Genomic DNA, 14,637 nt, shown 5'->3' with positions numbered 1-14,637 from the left:
CACAGCGCGATCCGATCTTTCCCGCCGCCGGCGCAGAGCGGCATAGTGCTGTCATCCCTACCTGCATCAGGAGAACTGCCAATGAGTATCCGTCTGGGCGACATCGCCCCTGATTTCGAACAGGATTCCAGCCTGGGCCGCATCCGCTTCCACGAGTGGCTGGGCGACAGCTGGGGCGTGCTCTTCTCCCATCCGGCCGACTTCACTCCGGTGTGCACCACCGAGCTGGGCCTCACCGCCAAGCTCAAGGATGAATTCGCCAAGCGCAACGTCAAGGTCATCGCCCTGTCGGTGGACGGTCTGGAATCGCACCAGGGCTGGATCAAGGACATCGAGGAGACCCAGGCCACATCCGTGGGCTTCCCTATCCTGGCCGACGCCGACCGCACCGTGGCGGGCCTCTACGACATGATCCACCCCAATGCCAACGACACCCTGACGGTGCGTTCGCTGTTCGTCATCGATCCGCAGAAGAAGGTGCGGCTGTCCATCACCTATCCGGCCAGCACCGGGCGCAACTTCGACGAGATCCTGCGGGTGATCGACTCCCTGCAGCTCACCGACAACCACAAGGTCGCAACGCCAGGTAATTGGAAGGATGGCGATGACGTGGTCATCGTGCCTTCGCTCAAGGACGAGGAAGAGATCAAGCGGCGCTTTCCCAAGGGCTACACCGCGGTCAAACCCTATCTGCGCCTGACGCCGCAGCCCAATCGCTGAAATCTTCCGTGACAAGAAACCCCGGCCCAGGTCGGGGTTTTGTCTTTCTGGTTATAACGAAGTGCCTAAAGGATATTTTTAGGGAATAAACACCCACTGCTAAGGTCCGCTCATTCCTTTTCGAGCGGCGCGACACCGCTCTTTTTTCTTCCGGAGGCGGCGATGCAGGTGGTGACTTTGGCGGGCAGTCCGGCAGCGCGATCGCGCTCCAGCGGCGTCCTTGATCTGGCGGCGAATTGGCTGCAGACGCGGGGCGTGGAATTGTCGCGCTGGCGCATCCAGGACTTTCCCGCCGCCGATCTCATCGGTGCCCGTTTCGACAGCCCGCCGGTGGTGGAGCTGATCGCCCAGTTGCAGGCTGCCGATGGTCTGGTGATCGCCACCCCCGTGTACAAGGCTTCCCTGGCCGGTGCCCTCAAGACCCTGCTGGACCTGCTGCCCGAGCGCGCCCTGACCCATAAGGTGGTGCTGCCCCTGGCCACCGCCGGCTCCAGCGGCCACCTGCTGGCCATCGACTATGCGCTCAAGCCGGTGCTCTCGGCGCTCAAGGCCCAGGAGATCCTCAATGGCGTCTTCGCCGACGATAGTCAGGTCAGCTACACCGAGACCGGCGTCGCCCTGGTTCCGGCGCTTGAGCAGCGCCTGTACGAGTCCCTCGAACAATTCCACGCCGCGCTGGCGCGGCGTCCCCAGTCCCTGACCCCCGAGCTGCTGGCCGATCGTATCGGCCAGGCGCGCTGGGGTATCTGATCGGAGCGTCATCCATGCAGTTTTCGTTCAAGCGTTCAGTCCTCGCCGTCACCCTGCTGACCCTGGCCGCCGGCCTGGCCCAGGCGGAAGAGACGGTACGCATCGGCTATCAGAAGTACGGCACCCTCATCACCCTCAAGGCCCGCGGCACCCTGGAGCAGCGGCTGGCCAAGGACGGCGTCAAGGTGCAGTGGACCGAGTTCCCCGGCGGCCCACAGCTGCTGGAAGGCCTCAACGTCGGCAGCATCGACTTCGGCGTGACCGGCGAGACGCCGCCGGTGTTCGCCCAGGCGGCCGGTGCCGATCTGGTCTACGTGGCCAACGAACCCCCGGCGCCCACCAGTGAGGCCATCCTGGTACCCAAGGATTCGCCGATCCACTCCCTGGCTGACCTCAAGGGCAAGAAGATCGCCCTGAACAAGGGTTCCAACGTCCACTACCTGCTGGTGCAGGCGCTGGCCAAGGCGGGCATCGACTACAAGGACATCCAGCCGGTCTACCTGCCGCCCGCCGATGCCCGCGCCGCCTTCGAACGCGGCGCGGTGGATGCCTGGGTGATCTGGGACCCCTACCAGGCCGCCGCCGAGACGCAGTTGCAGGCGCGCACCCTGACCGATGCCACGGGTCTTGCCGACAACCACCAGTTCTATCTGGCCACCCGCAGCTTCGCCAAGGCCCATCCCGAGCAGGTCGGCGCCATCGTCGACGAGGTGTGCTCGGTAGGCGACTGGGCCAAGGCTCACCCGGACGAGGTAGCCGCCCAGGTGGCGCCGCTGCTCAACCTGCCGCTGGATACCGCCCTGACCGTGGTCAAGCGCCAGGGCTATGGCGCCCGCTTCATCACCCCCGAGGTGGCCGCGCAGCAGCAGAAGATCGCCGACGCCTTCACTGCCCTCAAGTTGATTCCCAAGCCGCTGGTCATCCGCGACGTGGTGTGGACTCCGCCCGCCAGTCTGCAGACCGCCGCCGCCAAACCCTGATTTCGCTTAGTGGAGAACGCCTCATGAGTCTCGATATCTTCTGGTTCCTGCCGACCCACGGCGATGGTCATTACCTGGGTACCGCCGACGGCGCCCGCGCCGTCGATCACGGCTACCTGACCCAGATCGCCCAGGCCGCTGATCGCCTGGGCTTCGGCGGGGTGCTGATCCCCACCGGCCGCAGCTGCGAGGACTCCTGGCTGGTGGCCGCCTCGCTGATCCCGGTCACCCAGAAACTCAAGTTCCTGGTGGCCCTGCGCCCCGGGATCATCTCGCCCACCGTGGCGGCGCGGCAGGCCGCTACCCTGGATCGCCTCTCCGGCGGCCGGGCCCTGTTCAACCTGGTCACCGGCGGTGATCCGGACGAACTGGCCGGTGACGGCCTGCACCTGTCCCACAGTGAAAGATACGAAGCCTCGGTGGAATTCACCCGCATCTGGCGCCGCGTGCTGGAAGGCGAGCAGGTGGACTACGAGGGTAAGCACATCCAGGTCAAGGGCGCCAAGCTGCTCTATCCGCCGCTGCAGCAACCGCGTCCGCCGCTGTACTTCGGCGGTTCCTCCGATGCCGCCCAGGACCTCGCCGCCGAGCAGGTGGAGCTGTACCTGACCTGGGGCGAGCCGCTGGACGCGGTGCGCGAGAAGATCGAGGCGGTCAAGGCCAAGGCGGCCGCCCTGGGGCGCACCGTGCGCTTCGGTATCCGCCTGCACGTGATCGTCCGCGAGACCAACGAAGAGGCCTGGAAGGCCGCCGACCGCCTGATCGCCAACCTGGACGACGCCACCATCGAGAAGGCCCAGGCTGCCTTCGCCCGCTTCGACTCGGTGGGCCAGCAACGCATGGCCGCCCTGCACAAGGGCCGCCGCGACAACCTGGAAATCGCCCCCAACCTCTGGGCCGGGGTCGGCCTGGTCCGTGGTGGTGCCGGTACCGCCCTGGTCGGCGACGGTCCTACCGTGGCCGAGCGGGTCAAGGAATACGCCGCCCTGGGCATCGACACCTTCATCTTCTCCGGCTATCCGCACCTGGAAGAGTCCTACCGGGTGGCCGAGCTGCTGTTCCCGCACCTGCCGGTCAAGCGGCCGACCCAGGTGGAGGGTGCCAACTACGTGAGTCCCTTCGGCGAGATGGTGGCCAACGACATCCTGCCGCAGAAAGCGGCGCAGAGCTGAGGGGCGGGCATGAGCAGTACGACCGAACGTCAATTGCAGCGGCTGGCGCCCTGGGTGGTGCCGGTGGCGCTGATCGCCGCCTGGCAGCTGTCGGTGAGCAGCGGCCTGCTGTCCAGCCGCATCCTGCCGTCGCCCGCGGCGGTGCTGGAAGCCGGTTGGAGCCTGGTCAAGAGCGGTGAGCTCTGGCAACACCTGGCCATCAGCGGCTGGCGCGCCGGCATCGGCTTCGCCATCGGCGGCAGCATCGGCTTGGCCCTGGGCTTTATTACCGGCCTGTCGAAATGGGGCGAGCGCCTGCTCGACAGCACCCTGCAGATGGTCCGTAACGTACCCCACCTGGCACTGATCCCGTTGGTGATCCTCTGGTTCGGCATCGATGAGTCGGCCAAGTTGTTCCTGGTGGCCCTGGGGGTGTTCTTCCCCATCTACCTCAACACCTATCACGGCATTCGCAACGTCGATCCGGCGCTAGTGGAAATGGCCCGCAGCTACGGACTCTCCGGCGCGCGACTGTTCTGGCACGTGGTGCTGCCCGGCGCCCTGCCGTCCATCCTGGTGGGGGTGCGCTTCGCCCTGGGCCTGATGTGGCTGACGCTGATCGTCGCCGAGACCATCTCCGCCAGCTCCGGCATCGGCTACCTGGCGATGAACGCCCGGGAATTCCTGCAAACCGACGTCGTGGTGCTGGCCATCCTGCTCTACGCGGTACTCGGCAAACTGGCCGATCTCGCTGCCCGCGGCCTTGAGCGCGCCTGGCTGCGCTGGCACCCGGCCTATCAGAAGGGGGCCCACGCATGACCAGTCTCCAACCCGTCCCGCCAGTGGCGCAGGGCATCGCCCTCAAGCTGCAGCAGGTGGTGAAGACATTCGGCGAGCGCACCGTACTGCATGGGATCGATCTGGAGATCCCGGCCGGTCAGTTCGTCGCCGTGGTGGGCCGTAGTGGCTGTGGCAAGAGCACCCTGCTGCGTCTGGTAGCTGGTCTCGACAAGGCCAGCGGCGGCAGCCTGCTGGGCCAGGACGAACCCCTGGCACAGCATCGCGAGGACACCCGGCTGATGTTCCAGGACGCGCGTCTGCTGCCGTGGAAGCGCATCATCGACAACGTCGGCCTGGGTCTCAAGGGTGACTGGAAGCCACGTGCCCTGGAGGCCCTGGAAGCGGTTGGCCTGGCCGATCGCGCCGGCGAATGGCCCTCGGCGCTCTCCGGCGGCCAGAAGCAGCGCGTGGCCCTGGCCCGCGCCCTGATCCACCAGCCGCGCCTGCTCCTGCTGGACGAGCCGCTGGGCGCCCTGGATGCCCTGACCCGCATCGAGATGCAGCAACTCATCGAGCGCCTCTGGCAGCGCCACGGCTTCACCGTGCTGCTGGTCACCCACGACGTGGGCGAGGCGGTTGCCCTGGCCGATCGCGTGGTGCTCATCGAAGACGGCCATGTCGGCCTGGATCTCGACGTCAACCTGGCGCGCCCCCGGGCTGCCGGCGATGCCCAGCTGGCCCGCCTGGAAGCCGAGGTGCTGGCCCGGGTGCTGCAGCAGCCGCTCAATCCCGATCTACCCGAAATCGTGCAACCCCTGCCCACGCAACTGCGCTGGGCCTATTGATCGTTCATCCGAGGAGTTCTGCCATGACCATCAAGGCCATCAACGTTCGCAACCAGTTCAAGGGCACCATCAAGGAAATCATCGAAGGCTCGGTGCTCTCCGAGATCGACGTCCAGACCGCCGCCGGCATCGTCACCTCCGTCATCACCACCCGCTCGGTCAAGGAGCTGGAACTCAAGGTGGGCAGCGAGGTGATCGCCTTCGTCAAATCCACCGAGGTGTCCATCGCCAAGCTGTGAGGCGGCTGCGGTCGTGACGAAACCCGCCCTGGTGGCGGGTTTTTATTGGGCGCTGGGGATAGGGGGCTTCGCTGGCGCTCGACCCAACCCATGGAACACGGGACCGCTCAGGTTGGCGCCGAGCGCAGTGAAAGCCCAGGTTCTCCTGGTTCGAAATGGCGCTGATGAGTCAGGCGAGCGCACCAAGGCCCCGGTTGATCCTGGGCGAAGTCTGGAGCCGAGGCGCTGTTGGATGATGGAAGGGGAGGCTCAGGCGACCCGCAGGCCCTGGTGCGAACCCAGCTTCGCCAGATAGACCAGTCCCTCTTCCCACTGCCGGTGGCCGGAACGGGTATTGATATGACCGGCGCCCGGCAGGATGTCCAGCTCGCTACCCCAGTCGAGTGCCAGGGCTTCGGCGCGGGGCAGGCTGATGGCGTGGTCGTTGTCCGAGGTCACTATCCGCGAGGGGAAGGGCAGCGGTTGGCGTGGCAGCGGGGCGAAACCCACCAGTTCCGCCGGGCAGCCGGGGCGCTCCACGTCGGCCGGTGCGACCAGCAGCGCCGCCAGCACCCGCTGCCGCCGCGCTACCGTGGCGCTGGCCGCCCAGAGCGCCACCGTCACGCAGCCCAGGCTATGGGCGATCAGTACCACCGGCGCTGGCGAGTTGGCGATGGCTCGGTCGAGGGTGTCCACCCAGCATTGCGGATCGGGGCGTTGCCAGTCCTCCTGCTCGACGCGACGGGCGTCCGGCAGGCGGCGTTGCCAATGGGTTTGCCAATGATCGGGGCCGGAACCTTGCCAGCCGGGGAGGATGAGATAGCGGGTCATGGCGGATCTCCGCGGACGAAAGGGGAGAGCCGATAGTGCCGAGATGCGATCCGTACAGGAAAGAATAAAAAGCGCTTTGGTTATGCCAGGCCTTGACGGGCAGCGACGGAATCGTGGCCCTGGCGTTTCGCCGATGCAGCCGCTTTGGGGCGTGGTGTTCTGCAAATCGCGGCCATGCTGGTGCGCCGTAGCGACCGCTCCTACAGGCACTGACGCCACCGTAGGAGCGGCCCATGGCCGCGATAAGACAGTTGCTCCTACGGCCACGTCGGAGCCTGTAGGGGCGGCCGCGATTGCATTGATAGAACCGGCGACAGACCTACTCGTTCCGCCCCAACCGCTCCACCTCTTGCAACCAGCGCAGCCGCTGTTCCTCGTCGGCCGCCCGTACCGGGGAATACTCGTGGACCTGCAGCACCTGGATGCCGCAGGCTTCGAGGCCTTCCTGGATACCCTGGCGGTGGGGCGCCTGGTTGCGCAGGCGTTGCCAGGGGGAGGGCGGGGTGTCGGAAGTCACCAGCAGTTCGGCGCTGCGGCCGGTCAGCAGGGGCTCGCCGCCCCAGGTCTGGTCGCGCTGGGCGAAGGCGAAGCCCGGTTGCAGGACGCGTTCGAGAAAGCCCGCTAGCAGCGCCGGCAGGCCGTTCCACCAGACCGGGTAGATGAACACCAGGTGCTCGGCCCAGTGGATCTGCCGCTGGGCTTCGAGCAGGTCCGGCTCCAGCGTCTGCGACAGATCGTAGCCTTCGCGCAGTACCGGGTCGAACTGGGCCTCGGCCAGTTTCAGCTGGCGCACCACCTGGCCACTGGCCTGGGCGCCCTGGACATAGGCGTCGGCCAGCGACTGGCAAAAGCTGGTGCGCTTGGGATTGCCCTGGATGACCAGCAGGCGCCGGCCATCCCCTTCCAGCGGCGTGGCGCCGCGGGCTTCAGCCACGGCCACCGGCTTCCAGCATGGTTTCCGGGCGGACCCACTCGTCGAACTGGGCATCGGTCAGGTGGCCAAGCTCCAGCGCGGCGGCGCGCAGGGTCTTGTTCTCGGCATAGGCCTTCTTGGCGATCTCGGCGGCCTTGTCGTAGCCGATGTGCGGATTGAGCGCGGTCACCAGCATCAGCCCCTGCTCCAGGTGCTCGGCCATCTTGTGCTCGTCCGGCTCCATGCCAGTGACGCAATGGGTGTTGAAGTTGCGGCAGCCATCGGCCAGCAGGCGGATGGACTCCAGCACGTTGTGAGCGATCACCGGCTTGTAGACGTTGAGCTGCAGATGCCCTTGGCTGGCAGCGAAACCGACGGTGACGTCGTTACCGATCACCTGGCAGGCCAGCATCGATAGCGCCTCGCACTGGGTCGGGTTGACCTTGCCCGGCATGATGGAGCTGCCCGGTTCGTTGGCCGGCAGCTTGACCTCGGCGAAGCCCGCGCGCGGACCGGAGCCCAGCAGGCGCAGGTCGTTGGCGATCTTCATCAGGGCCACGGCCAGGGTCTTGAGCCCGCCATGCAGGGCCACCAGCGGCTCATGGCCGGCGAGGGCGGCGAACTTGTTCGGCGCGGTGACGAAGGGCAGGCCGGTGAGTTCGGCGATTTCCTTGGCGATGGCTTCGTCGAAGCCCTTGGGCGCATTCAGGCCGGTACCCACGGCGGTGCCACCCTGGGCCAGTTCCATGACCGCCGGCAGGGCGTTGCGGATGGCCCGCTCGGCCAGATCCAGCTGGGCGACGAAGGCCGACAGCTCTTGGCCGAAGGTGACTGGAGTGGCATCCATCATATGGGTGCGCCCGGTCTTGACCAGGTGCTGGTAGCGCGCGGACTGCAGCGCCAGGCCACCGGACAGCTCGGCGATGGCCGGCAGCAAGTCGTTCTGCACCGCCAGGGCGGTGGCTATGTGCATGGCGGTAGGGAAGCAGTCGTTGGAGCTCTGGCCGCGATTGACGTGGTCATTGGGATGCACCGGCTTCTTGCCGCCCTTGCCGTTGCCGGCCAGCTCGTTGCTGCGGCCGGCGATGACCTCGTTGACGTTCATGTTGCTCTGGGTACCGCTGCCGGTCTGCCAGACCACCAGAGGAAACTGGTCGTCATGGAAGCCGTCGAGGATCTCGCTGCTGGCCTTCTCGATCAGGGTGGCGACGTCCTCGGGCAATTCACCCAGGCTCAGGTTCACCCGCGCCGCCGCCTTCTTCACCGTGGCCAGGGCATGCACCACTGCCAGCGGCATGTGCTGATTGCCGATGGCGAAGTTCTCCAGCGATCTCTGGGTCTGGGCGCCCCAGTAGACGTCGTCGGCTACTTCGATGGGGCCGATGCTATCGGTTTCGGTACGGCTCATGGCGGTCTCCGGTGATGAGGTAGGGTCCAGCTAGCTTGGGCAGCAGGTTAGCGCCAGGGTTCCCAAATGGGAAGTGTTCTCAACTGTTGGGCGTCTTCGCTAAATTCAGGCCAGGTTCAGCCGCCCTATGGCACACTCGCGGTCCATTTTCAGCCTCCTGAAGGATGCCCATGAAGAAGACCCTCCGTACGCTCGGCGCCGTCATCATGCTCGCCAGCGCCAGCAGCTTCGCCCTGGCCGATGCCAAGAGCCACGCGGCCGACGCGGAGCGCTTTCTCAAGCTGGCCAATGCCGACAAGCTGACCACCCCGGTCTATGCCCAGGTGCAACAGCTGTTCGCCCAGCACTTCGCGCAGGCCAAGGCGCCCGGCAAGAAGGCCGTACTGGAAAGCTACACCGCCCGTGCCAACCAGGCCCTGGACAGCACCATCGGCTGGGACAAGATCAAGCCCGACATGGTCAAGCTGTACACCGACACCTTCACCGAAGACGAGCTGGAAGGCCTGATCAAGTTCTACCAGTCCGACCTGGGCAAGAAGATGCTGGCCACCCTGCCGCGGCTGTCGGCCCAGTCCGCCGAGCTGACCCAGGCCAAGCTGGAGCAGGCGGTACCCAAGGTCAACGGCATCCTCGCCGAGATGGACAAGGAGCTGGGCGTCAAGCCGCCGGCCGGTGCCGCCGAAGGCGCCCCGCCCGCCAAGCGCTGATCTCGCTTCAATCCGCGAAGCCCGGACCCGTTCCGGGCTTCGTCGTTTCCGGGCCGTCGGGGGCGATTCCGACCTGGGCGTGAGCCCGTTAGAATGTTGGTTCTCACAGTCGAGGTAACCCCATGAGCATGCGCGAACGTATCCAGTCCAGCCTGGGCCTGTTGCAACCCGAGCACCTGGAGGTGCTGGACGAAAGCCACATGCACAGCCGCGGCCAGGAGACCCACTACAAGGCGGTGGTGGTCAGCGAACACTTCGCCGGGCTCAATGCGGTGAAGCGTCACCAGAAGGTCTACGGCACCCTGGGCGAACTCATGGGCCAGTTCCATGCCCTGGCGCTGCACACCTATACGCCGGAGGAATGGGCCAGCCGGGGCCAGGCGCCGGATTCGCCCACCTGCCGCGGCGGCAGCCAGCACGACCTGGCGGGCTGATCTCAAGGCGCACTGTTCGGCGTCTCGTCTATTGGTTAAAATTTGACCGGCGCCGGCACTCTTGCCGGCGTTTTCGTCTAACCGGTCCGCCCTTTGCGCGGGCGACCTCTGGGAACTCGAAGATGACCGACAAGATTGTCGTGGCGGCCTTGTACAAGTTCGTCACCCTGGACGACTACGTCCAATTGCGTGAACCCCTGTTGCAGACCCTGCTGGCGCACGACGTCAAGGGCACCCTGCTGCTGGCCGAGGAGGGCATCAACGGCACCGTCTCCGGCAGCCGTGAAGGCATCGACGCCGTGCTCGCCTGGCTGCGTGCCGATCCGCGCCTGGTCGACATCGACCACAAGGAATCCTACTGCGCCGAGCAGCCGTTCTATCGCACCAAGGTCAAGCTGAAGAAGGAGATCGTCACCCTGGGTGTGCCCGGCGTCGATCCCAACCAACGTGTGGGCACCTATGTCGAGCCGCGCGACTGGAACGCCCTGGTCGACGACCCCGAAGTCCTGGTGATCGACACCCGCAACGACTACGAGGTGGGTATCGGTAGCTTCAAGGGCGCCATCGACCCCAAGACCAAGAGCTTCCGCGATTTTCCGGCCTATGTTCGCGAGCATTTCGATCCGGCCCGGCACAAGAAGGTCGCCATGTTCTGCACCGGCGGCATCCGCTGCGAGAAGGCCTCGAGCTTCATGCTGCAGGAGGGCTTCCCCGAGGTGTTCCACCTCAAGGGCGGCATCCTCAAGTACCTCGAAGAGGTGCCGGCGGCGGAGTCGCGCTGGGAAGGCGAGTGCTTCGTCTTCGACAACCGCGTCACCGTGACCCATGAGCTGGCCGAGGGCGTCTACGACCAGTGCCACGCCTGTCGCAATCCGGTCTCGCCGCAGGACATGCAGTCGCCGCACTACAGCCCCGGCATCAGTTGCCCGCACTGCTGGGATTCGCTGTCGGAGAAGACCCGGGCCGGCGCCCGCGAGCGGCAGAAGCAGATCGAACTCGCCCGCCTGCGCAACGAGCCCCATCCCATTGGCCGCGATCCGCGGCTGAACGCCACGCCCAGCCTCGAGGAGGTTTAGGATGCCCGGTCGCCTGCTCTATGTGATGGATCCCATGTGCTCCTGGTGCTGGGGCTTCGCCCCGGTGGTGGATCATCTGGCGCAGCGGGCGGCCGAGCAGGGCATTCCCCTGCGCATCGTGGTCGGTGGCCTGCGCCGCGAACGCGTGGCCCAGGACGCCGCCAGCCGGGTGCGCACCCTGGCCTACTGGCAGGCGGTGCAGGACACCACCGGCCAGCCCTTCGCCCTGGACCAGGGACCGCCGGAAGGCCTGGTGTACGACACCGAACCGGCCTGCCGTGCCCTGGTCGCTGCCCGCCAGCTCGACGAGGAGGCCGTCTGGGGCCTCGCCAAGCGTATCCAGCAGGCCTTCTATGTGGAGGCGCGCGATGTCACCCAGCCGGCGTTGCTGGTGGAGCTGGCCGAAGCCAGCGGCCTGCCGCGCATCGAATTCGCCCCGCTGTTCGATGGCGAGCCGGCGCACCGGGCTACCCAGGCGGACTTCGACTGGGCGCTGAACCTGGGCATCGCCGGCTTTCCCACCTTGCTGGCCGAGCGCAACGGCCAGTTGGCCCTGATCACCAATGGCTACCAGCCGCTGGATGAGCTGGAACCCCTGCTGGACGCCTGGCTGACCCGCGGCGCGCAACCGGCGTGACCCTGGTCATCGACGAGCGCCTGACGCTACCCGAGCAGGAAATCCAGCTCACGGCGGTACGCGCCCAGGGCGCCGGTGGGCAGAACGTCAACAAGGTCTCCAGCGCCGTCCACCTGAGATTCGACATCCAGGCCTCGTCCCTGCCGGAGGCGCTCAAGGAGCGCCTGCTGGCCTTGCGTGACCAGCGCATCAGCCGTGACGGCGTGGTGGTGATCAAGGCGCAGCAGTACCGCACCCAGGAACAGAATCGCGCCGATGCCCTGGAGCGTCTCGCCACCTTGATCGCCGCCGCCAATGTCCAGGAAAAGCCGCGGCGACCCACCAAGCCTACCTACGGCTCCAAGCAACGCCGCCTGGAAGGCAAATCGCGCCGCAGCGGCCTCAAGGCCAGCCGCGGACGGGTGGATTTCTAGGCGCGTCAGCGTGGCGTGGCGCTGTCGTTCGCCAGGGTCTTCAGCCACTCGCCGACCGCCCGCAGGGCGGCATCCGGGCGATTGCGGGTCGGCATGACCAGGTAGTAACCCCAGTCGCTCTGGATGGATCCGGCCACGACCTGGAGCAGCTGACGTCTTTCCAGGGCCTCGCGGACGAAGCAGCGATTGACCATGGCTATGCCTTGACCGGCCAGGGCCGCGTCTATGGCCAGGGCGGCCTGGTTCATGTGCAGTTCCCGCTGCACCGGTTGGCCGTCCAGCACCGCTGGCCAGTCGGCCTGGCCGTCGTTGAGCAGGGGCTGGCGGGCCAACGCCGTGGCATCCAGCGGCAGGGGTTGGGCGCCGATCAAGGCTGGGCTGGCCACCACGATCAGCTCGGCGAAGAGGAAGTCTGCCGTTACGCCGCGCTGGGCGGGGCGGCGGGTGAGACGTATCGCCAGATCGACGCCATCGCGGGCGAAATCCACCAGGACATCGCTGGCCTGCACCCGCAGATCGAGCTCGGGGTGCGCCTGGGCGAAGGCCGGCAATTGCGGGATCAGGCATTTGGCGGCGAAGGTGGGGGTCACGCTCACGGTGACTACCCGCTTGCGCGACAGCAGCGTGTCGGTGGCTTCGCGGAGCAAGGCGAAGGCGCGCTGTACATCCTGGAAGTAGGCGCGACCGCGCTCGCTCAGTTGCACCCCCCGTCGCTGACGCAGGAACAGCGGAAAACCCAGGCGTTCCTCCAGCAGACGCACCTGCTGGGCAACCGCCGCCTGGGTGACGGACAGCTCCTCGGCCGCCGCCTGGAAGCTGCCACGCCGTCCTGCGGCTTCGAAGGCGTGCAGGGCTTTCAGCGGGGGGAGGCGTCGGCTGGTCATCATGGTCGTCCTGACCCTAGTTTCGCTATTGGCTGGGCTCAGTGGATAGCGTGCCAGGAATCGGCGCTAGCCCTGTAGATAGAGACCTTTATTCCACGATTCGGCAGCGCTTGCCAGGAGGAAAAATGGGTCTTACTTTCGTGATGTTCGGGGCGCTCGGACTGTGCTGGGGCTCCAACTTCATCTACATGAAACTGGCCGCCGAGGTCATCTCACCGGCGCAGATGACCCTGCTGCGCGTCGCCTGCGGCTTCCTACCCCTGCTGCTGCTGGCGTGGCGGCGAGGCGTGATGGAGCGCGAGCAACTGCGGCTGCTGCCGCATTTCGGCGTGATGGCGGTGCTGGCCACGGCGTTCTACTACTTCGCTATCGCCAAGGGGACCGAGCTGCTGCCGTCCGCCGTCGCCGGCGTGCTGGGTGGGACCATCGCCCTGTTCACCACCCTTGCCAGCCTGCTGTTTCTGCCTGCCCAGCGACCCACTGCCGCCATGCTCGGCGGTGTCTGCCTGGGTTTTCTCGGCGTGGTGCTGTTGATCGCGCCCTGGCAGGGCGCAGCGGCGGTGCTGGATGGCCGGGGTGTGCTCTGGATGCTCGGGGCGGCGGCGCTGTTCGGCGGCTCCTACGTCTATGTCTGCCGGTTTCTCGCGCCCCACGGCCTGCCGCCCCTGGCGCTGGTGACCTGGCAGATGGGGCTGGCCCTGGCGCTGTTGCTGCTGGTCACCGATACCGCGGGCATGGGCGAGTTGCTGCGCCACCCGCAGGCGCTGGCGGGGGTGACGCTAGGGCTTGGCGTCTTGGGTACCGGGCTGGCCTTCCTGATCTATTACGCCCTGCTCGAGCGGCTGGGCGCCGTCGCCTCGGCGGCCGCGACCTATCTCACGCCGGCGGTAGCCCTGATCATCGGCTGGGCCAATGGCGAGGCGGTGGGGCTGCGTGAACTGTCCGCAGCGGGGGTGATCCTGCTGGGGATCGCCCTGGTGCAACGAGGGCGGACGCGTGCCGTCACGCGCTAGCGCACCACGATCAGGGCACTGCCGGCGGCTTCCAGCATGTTGCGGGTGTTGCTGCCCATGAAGAAGTGGCGCAGGCGGGAATGACCGAAGGCGCCCATCACCACCAGCTCCAGGCCGTGCTGCTTGCGATAGCGCTCCAGGCCCAGTTCCACGTCGCCGTCGGTAAGGGCGGTGGTGACCTGGCGGCCTCCGGCGCGGAGTTCGTCGGCGGCGCGGGCCAGGGCAGCGCGGCGTTCCTCGCGCTCGCGGCCGACGGTCACCAGGTGGCAGGCCAGGCCATCGAACAGCCGACAAGTCGCCACCCAGGTCACCGCCTTGCGCGCGCTGCTGCTGTCGTCGTAGGCCAGCAGCACGCCCTTGGGTTCGACGAATTGATGGCCGGCCACCAGCAGCGGACGCTGCAGCAGGCGGATGGCGCTTTCCAGGTGGCGACCGATCAGCCGCTTGGGCGGGCTGTCCTCGCCCTGGCGACCCAGGACGATGAGATCGAAGTCTTCCTGCAGGCTTTCCAGCGAACTCATCAGATCGCCATGCTGAAGCACGGCGCCGGCGCACTGGGCGCGCCGCTCTTCCACCCGTAGTTGCGCCGCGTCCAGCAGCAGCCGGCCCTGGTCTTCGGCCAGGCTGCCACGCCGGGCATCCAGGGCCGCCAGTTCGGTGAGCAGCTGTTCGCGATTGCCCAGCAGTGGCGCCGGAACGCCGTGACCGGGGCGGGGAAAACGGCGCTGGTCGAGTACGTGCAACAGGGTCAGGGGGACGCCTAGCGCGTTACCGGCCCAGGCGGCGAAGTCGCAGACGGCGGCACTCACGGCCGAGCCGTCGAGGCAGGCGAGGATCTTGGGCATGGCCGCGGGTCTCCGAGAGCAGGGCATTGCTG

General features: G+C 66.8%; 18 protein-coding genes. 13 read left to right on the top strand and 5 right to left on the bottom strand.

What is annotated here, in order from left to right:
- Window positions 1–81 precede the first annotated feature (81 nt).
- The 7 genes from QZ471_RS07035 (at window position 82) to QZ471_RS07005 (ending at window position 5,465) form a co-directional block, all read left to right on the top strand.
- Window positions 82–720: a peroxiredoxin gene (locus tag QZ471_RS07035; RefSeq protein WP_295462143.1), complete on the top strand. Its 639-nt coding sequence runs from the start codon at window positions 82–84 to the stop codon at window positions 718–720.
- Window positions 721–882: 162 nt separating this feature from the next.
- Window positions 883–1,470 (top strand): NADPH-dependent FMN reductase, encoded by a 588-nt coding sequence (ssuE, locus tag QZ471_RS07030; RefSeq protein WP_295462141.1) that lies wholly within the window; start codon window positions 883–885, stop codon window positions 1,468–1,470.
- 14 nt (window positions 1,471–1,484) lie between these two features.
- Entirely contained in the window at window positions 1,485–2,450 is a 966-nt protein-coding gene (locus QZ471_RS07025; RefSeq protein WP_295462139.1) for a sulfonate ABC transporter substrate-binding protein, read from the top strand.
- A gap of 23 nt (window positions 2,451–2,473) precedes the next feature.
- A complete protein-coding gene (gene ssuD / locus QZ471_RS07020; RefSeq protein WP_295462137.1) occupies window positions 2,474–3,622 on the top strand; it encodes an FMNH2-dependent alkanesulfonate monooxygenase in 1,149 nt (382 codons plus the stop codon).
- A gap of 9 nt (window positions 3,623–3,631) precedes the next feature.
- Window positions 3,632–4,420 (top strand): aliphatic sulfonate ABC transporter permease SsuC, encoded by a 789-nt coding sequence (gene ssuC, locus QZ471_RS07015; protein WP_295462135.1) that lies wholly within the window; start codon window positions 3,632–3,634, stop codon window positions 4,418–4,420.
- Window positions 4,417–5,226 carry an aliphatic sulfonates ABC transporter ATP-binding protein gene (ssuB, locus tag QZ471_RS07010; RefSeq protein WP_295462133.1) on the top strand — a complete coding sequence of 270 codons (810 nt, stop codon included), beginning with the start codon at window positions 4,417–4,419 and terminating at the stop codon, window positions 5,224–5,226. Before ssuC ends, ssuB begins: the two co-directional genes overlap by 4 nt.
- 23 nt (window positions 5,227–5,249) lie before the next feature.
- Entirely contained in the window at window positions 5,250–5,465 is a 216-nt protein-coding gene (locus QZ471_RS07005) for a TOBE domain-containing protein (protein ID WP_059230179.1), read from the top strand.
- 249 nt (window positions 5,466–5,714) lie between these two features.
- Here QZ471_RS07005 and QZ471_RS07000 read toward each other — a convergent pair whose 3' ends face one another.
- The 3 genes from QZ471_RS07000 to QZ471_RS06990 all read right to left on the bottom strand — a co-directional run bounded on the left by QZ471_RS07000 (window position 5,715) and on the right by QZ471_RS06990 (window position 8,596).
- A complete protein-coding gene (locus tag QZ471_RS07000) occupies window positions 5,715–6,275 on the bottom strand; it encodes an alpha/beta hydrolase (protein WP_295462130.1) in 561 nt (186 codons plus the stop codon).
- 319 nt (window positions 6,276–6,594) lie between these two features.
- A complete protein-coding gene (locus tag QZ471_RS06995) occupies window positions 6,595–7,215 on the bottom strand; it encodes an NAD(P)H-dependent oxidoreductase (RefSeq protein WP_074528435.1) in 621 nt (206 codons plus the stop codon).
- A complete protein-coding gene (locus QZ471_RS06990; protein WP_295462126.1) occupies window positions 7,202–8,596 on the bottom strand; it encodes a class II fumarate hydratase in 1,395 nt (464 codons plus the stop codon). The genes QZ471_RS06995 and QZ471_RS06990 overlap by 14 nt, the downstream gene beginning before the upstream one ends.
- A gap of 170 nt (window positions 8,597–8,766) precedes the next feature.
- On the opposite strand from QZ471_RS06990, the gene QZ471_RS06985 reads away from it, so the two are divergent.
- The 5 genes from QZ471_RS06985 (at window position 8,767) to arfB (ending at window position 11,863) form a co-directional block, all read left to right on the top strand.
- Window positions 8,767–9,303 carry a DUF2059 domain-containing protein gene (locus tag QZ471_RS06985; RefSeq protein ID WP_295462124.1) on the top strand — a complete coding sequence of 179 codons (537 nt, stop codon included), beginning with the start codon at window positions 8,767–8,769 and terminating at the stop codon, window positions 9,301–9,303.
- Between the two features lie 122 nt (window positions 9,304–9,425).
- Window positions 9,426–9,737 (top strand): BolA family protein, encoded by a 312-nt coding sequence (locus QZ471_RS06980; RefSeq protein ID WP_295462122.1) that lies wholly within the window; start codon window positions 9,426–9,428, stop codon window positions 9,735–9,737.
- 122 nt (window positions 9,738–9,859) lie between these two features.
- Window positions 9,860–10,813 carry a rhodanese-related sulfurtransferase gene (locus tag QZ471_RS06975; RefSeq protein ID WP_295462120.1) on the top strand — a complete coding sequence of 318 codons (954 nt, stop codon included), beginning with the start codon at window positions 9,860–9,862 and terminating at the stop codon, window positions 10,811–10,813.
- A 1-nt stretch (window position 10,814) separates the two neighbouring features.
- The gene (locus QZ471_RS06970) at window positions 10,815–11,450 is read left to right on the top strand and encodes a DsbA family protein (RefSeq protein ID WP_295462118.1); all 636 of its coding nucleotides are present in this window, start codon (window positions 10,815–10,817) and stop codon (window positions 11,448–11,450) included.
- A 2-nt stretch (window positions 11,451–11,452) separates the two neighbouring features.
- Window positions 11,453–11,863, top strand: a complete 411-nt coding sequence (gene arfB / locus QZ471_RS06965; protein WP_295462191.1) for an alternative ribosome rescue aminoacyl-tRNA hydrolase ArfB — start codon at window positions 11,453–11,455, stop codon at window positions 11,861–11,863.
- 5 nt (window positions 11,864–11,868) lie between these two features.
- Here arfB and QZ471_RS06960 read toward each other — a convergent pair whose 3' ends face one another.
- Window positions 11,869–12,747, bottom strand: coding sequence for a LysR substrate-binding domain-containing protein (locus QZ471_RS06960; protein ID WP_295462116.1), 879 nt, complete (start codon window positions 12,745–12,747; stop codon window positions 11,869–11,871).
- A gap of 125 nt (window positions 12,748–12,872) precedes the next feature.
- Between QZ471_RS06960 and QZ471_RS06955 the strand changes: the two genes are divergently transcribed.
- A complete protein-coding gene (locus QZ471_RS06955; RefSeq protein WP_295462114.1) occupies window positions 12,873–13,760 on the top strand; it encodes a DMT family transporter in 888 nt (295 codons plus the stop codon).
- Here the strand turns inward: QZ471_RS06955 and QZ471_RS06950 are convergent.
- The gene (locus QZ471_RS06950; protein ID WP_295462112.1) at window positions 13,757–14,605 is read right to left on the bottom strand and encodes a universal stress protein; all 849 of its coding nucleotides are present in this window, start codon (window positions 14,603–14,605) and stop codon (window positions 13,757–13,759) included. The genes QZ471_RS06955 and QZ471_RS06950 overlap by 4 nt on opposite strands.
- Between the last annotated feature and the right edge of the window lie 32 nt (window positions 14,606–14,637).

The sequence above is a fragment of the uncultured Pseudomonas sp. genome, from assembly GCF_913774235.1.
Taxonomy (GTDB): Bacteria; Pseudomonadota; Gammaproteobacteria; order Pseudomonadales; family Pseudomonadaceae; genus Chryseomonas.
Note: the sequence above shows the minus strand (reverse complement) of the source record. Positions and strands in the feature narration are given on the sequence as shown.

Excerpts from the sequence above, each read along its gene's own strand:
- QZ471_RS07035 (WP_295462143.1), top strand. The coding sequence starts at position 82 with ATGAGTATCCGTCTGGGCGACATCGCCCCTGATTTCGAACAGGATTCC.
- ssuE (WP_295462141.1), top strand. The coding sequence starts at position 883 with ATGCAGGTGGTGACTTTGGCGGGCAGTCCGGCAGCGCGATCGCGCTCC.
- QZ471_RS07025 (WP_295462139.1), top strand. The coding sequence starts at position 1,485 with ATGCAGTTTTCGTTCAAGCGTTCAGTCCTCGCCGTCACCCTGCTGACC.
- ssuD (WP_295462137.1), top strand. The coding sequence starts at position 2,474 with ATGAGTCTCGATATCTTCTGGTTCCTGCCGACCCACGGCGATGGTCAT.
- ssuC (WP_295462135.1), top strand. The coding sequence starts at position 3,632 with ATGAGCAGTACGACCGAACGTCAATTGCAGCGGCTGGCGCCCTGGGTG.
- ssuB (WP_295462133.1), top strand. The coding sequence starts at position 4,417 with ATGACCAGTCTCCAACCCGTCCCGCCAGTGGCGCAGGGCATCGCCCTC.
- QZ471_RS07005 (WP_059230179.1), top strand. The coding sequence starts at position 5,250 with ATGACCATCAAGGCCATCAACGTTCGCAACCAGTTCAAGGGCACCATC.
- QZ471_RS07000 (WP_295462130.1), bottom strand. The coding sequence starts at position 6,275 with ATGACCCGCTATCTCATCCTCCCCGGCTGGCAAGGTTCCGGCCCCGAT.
- QZ471_RS06990 (WP_295462126.1), bottom strand. The coding sequence starts at position 8,596 with ATGAGCCGTACCGAAACCGATAGCATCGGCCCCATCGAAGTAGCCGAC.
- QZ471_RS06985 (WP_295462124.1), top strand. The coding sequence starts at position 8,767 with ATGAAGAAGACCCTCCGTACGCTCGGCGCCGTCATCATGCTCGCCAGC.
- QZ471_RS06980 (WP_295462122.1), top strand. The coding sequence starts at position 9,426 with ATGAGCATGCGCGAACGTATCCAGTCCAGCCTGGGCCTGTTGCAACCC.
- QZ471_RS06975 (WP_295462120.1), top strand. The coding sequence starts at position 9,860 with ATGACCGACAAGATTGTCGTGGCGGCCTTGTACAAGTTCGTCACCCTG.
- QZ471_RS06970 (WP_295462118.1), top strand. The coding sequence starts at position 10,815 with ATGCCCGGTCGCCTGCTCTATGTGATGGATCCCATGTGCTCCTGGTGC.
- QZ471_RS06960 (WP_295462116.1), bottom strand. The coding sequence starts at position 12,747 with ATGACCAGCCGACGCCTCCCCCCGCTGAAAGCCCTGCACGCCTTCGAA.
- QZ471_RS06955 (WP_295462114.1), top strand. The coding sequence starts at position 12,873 with ATGGGTCTTACTTTCGTGATGTTCGGGGCGCTCGGACTGTGCTGGGGC.
- QZ471_RS06950 (WP_295462112.1), bottom strand. The coding sequence starts at position 14,605 with ATGCCCAAGATCCTCGCCTGCCTCGACGGCTCGGCCGTGAGTGCCGCC.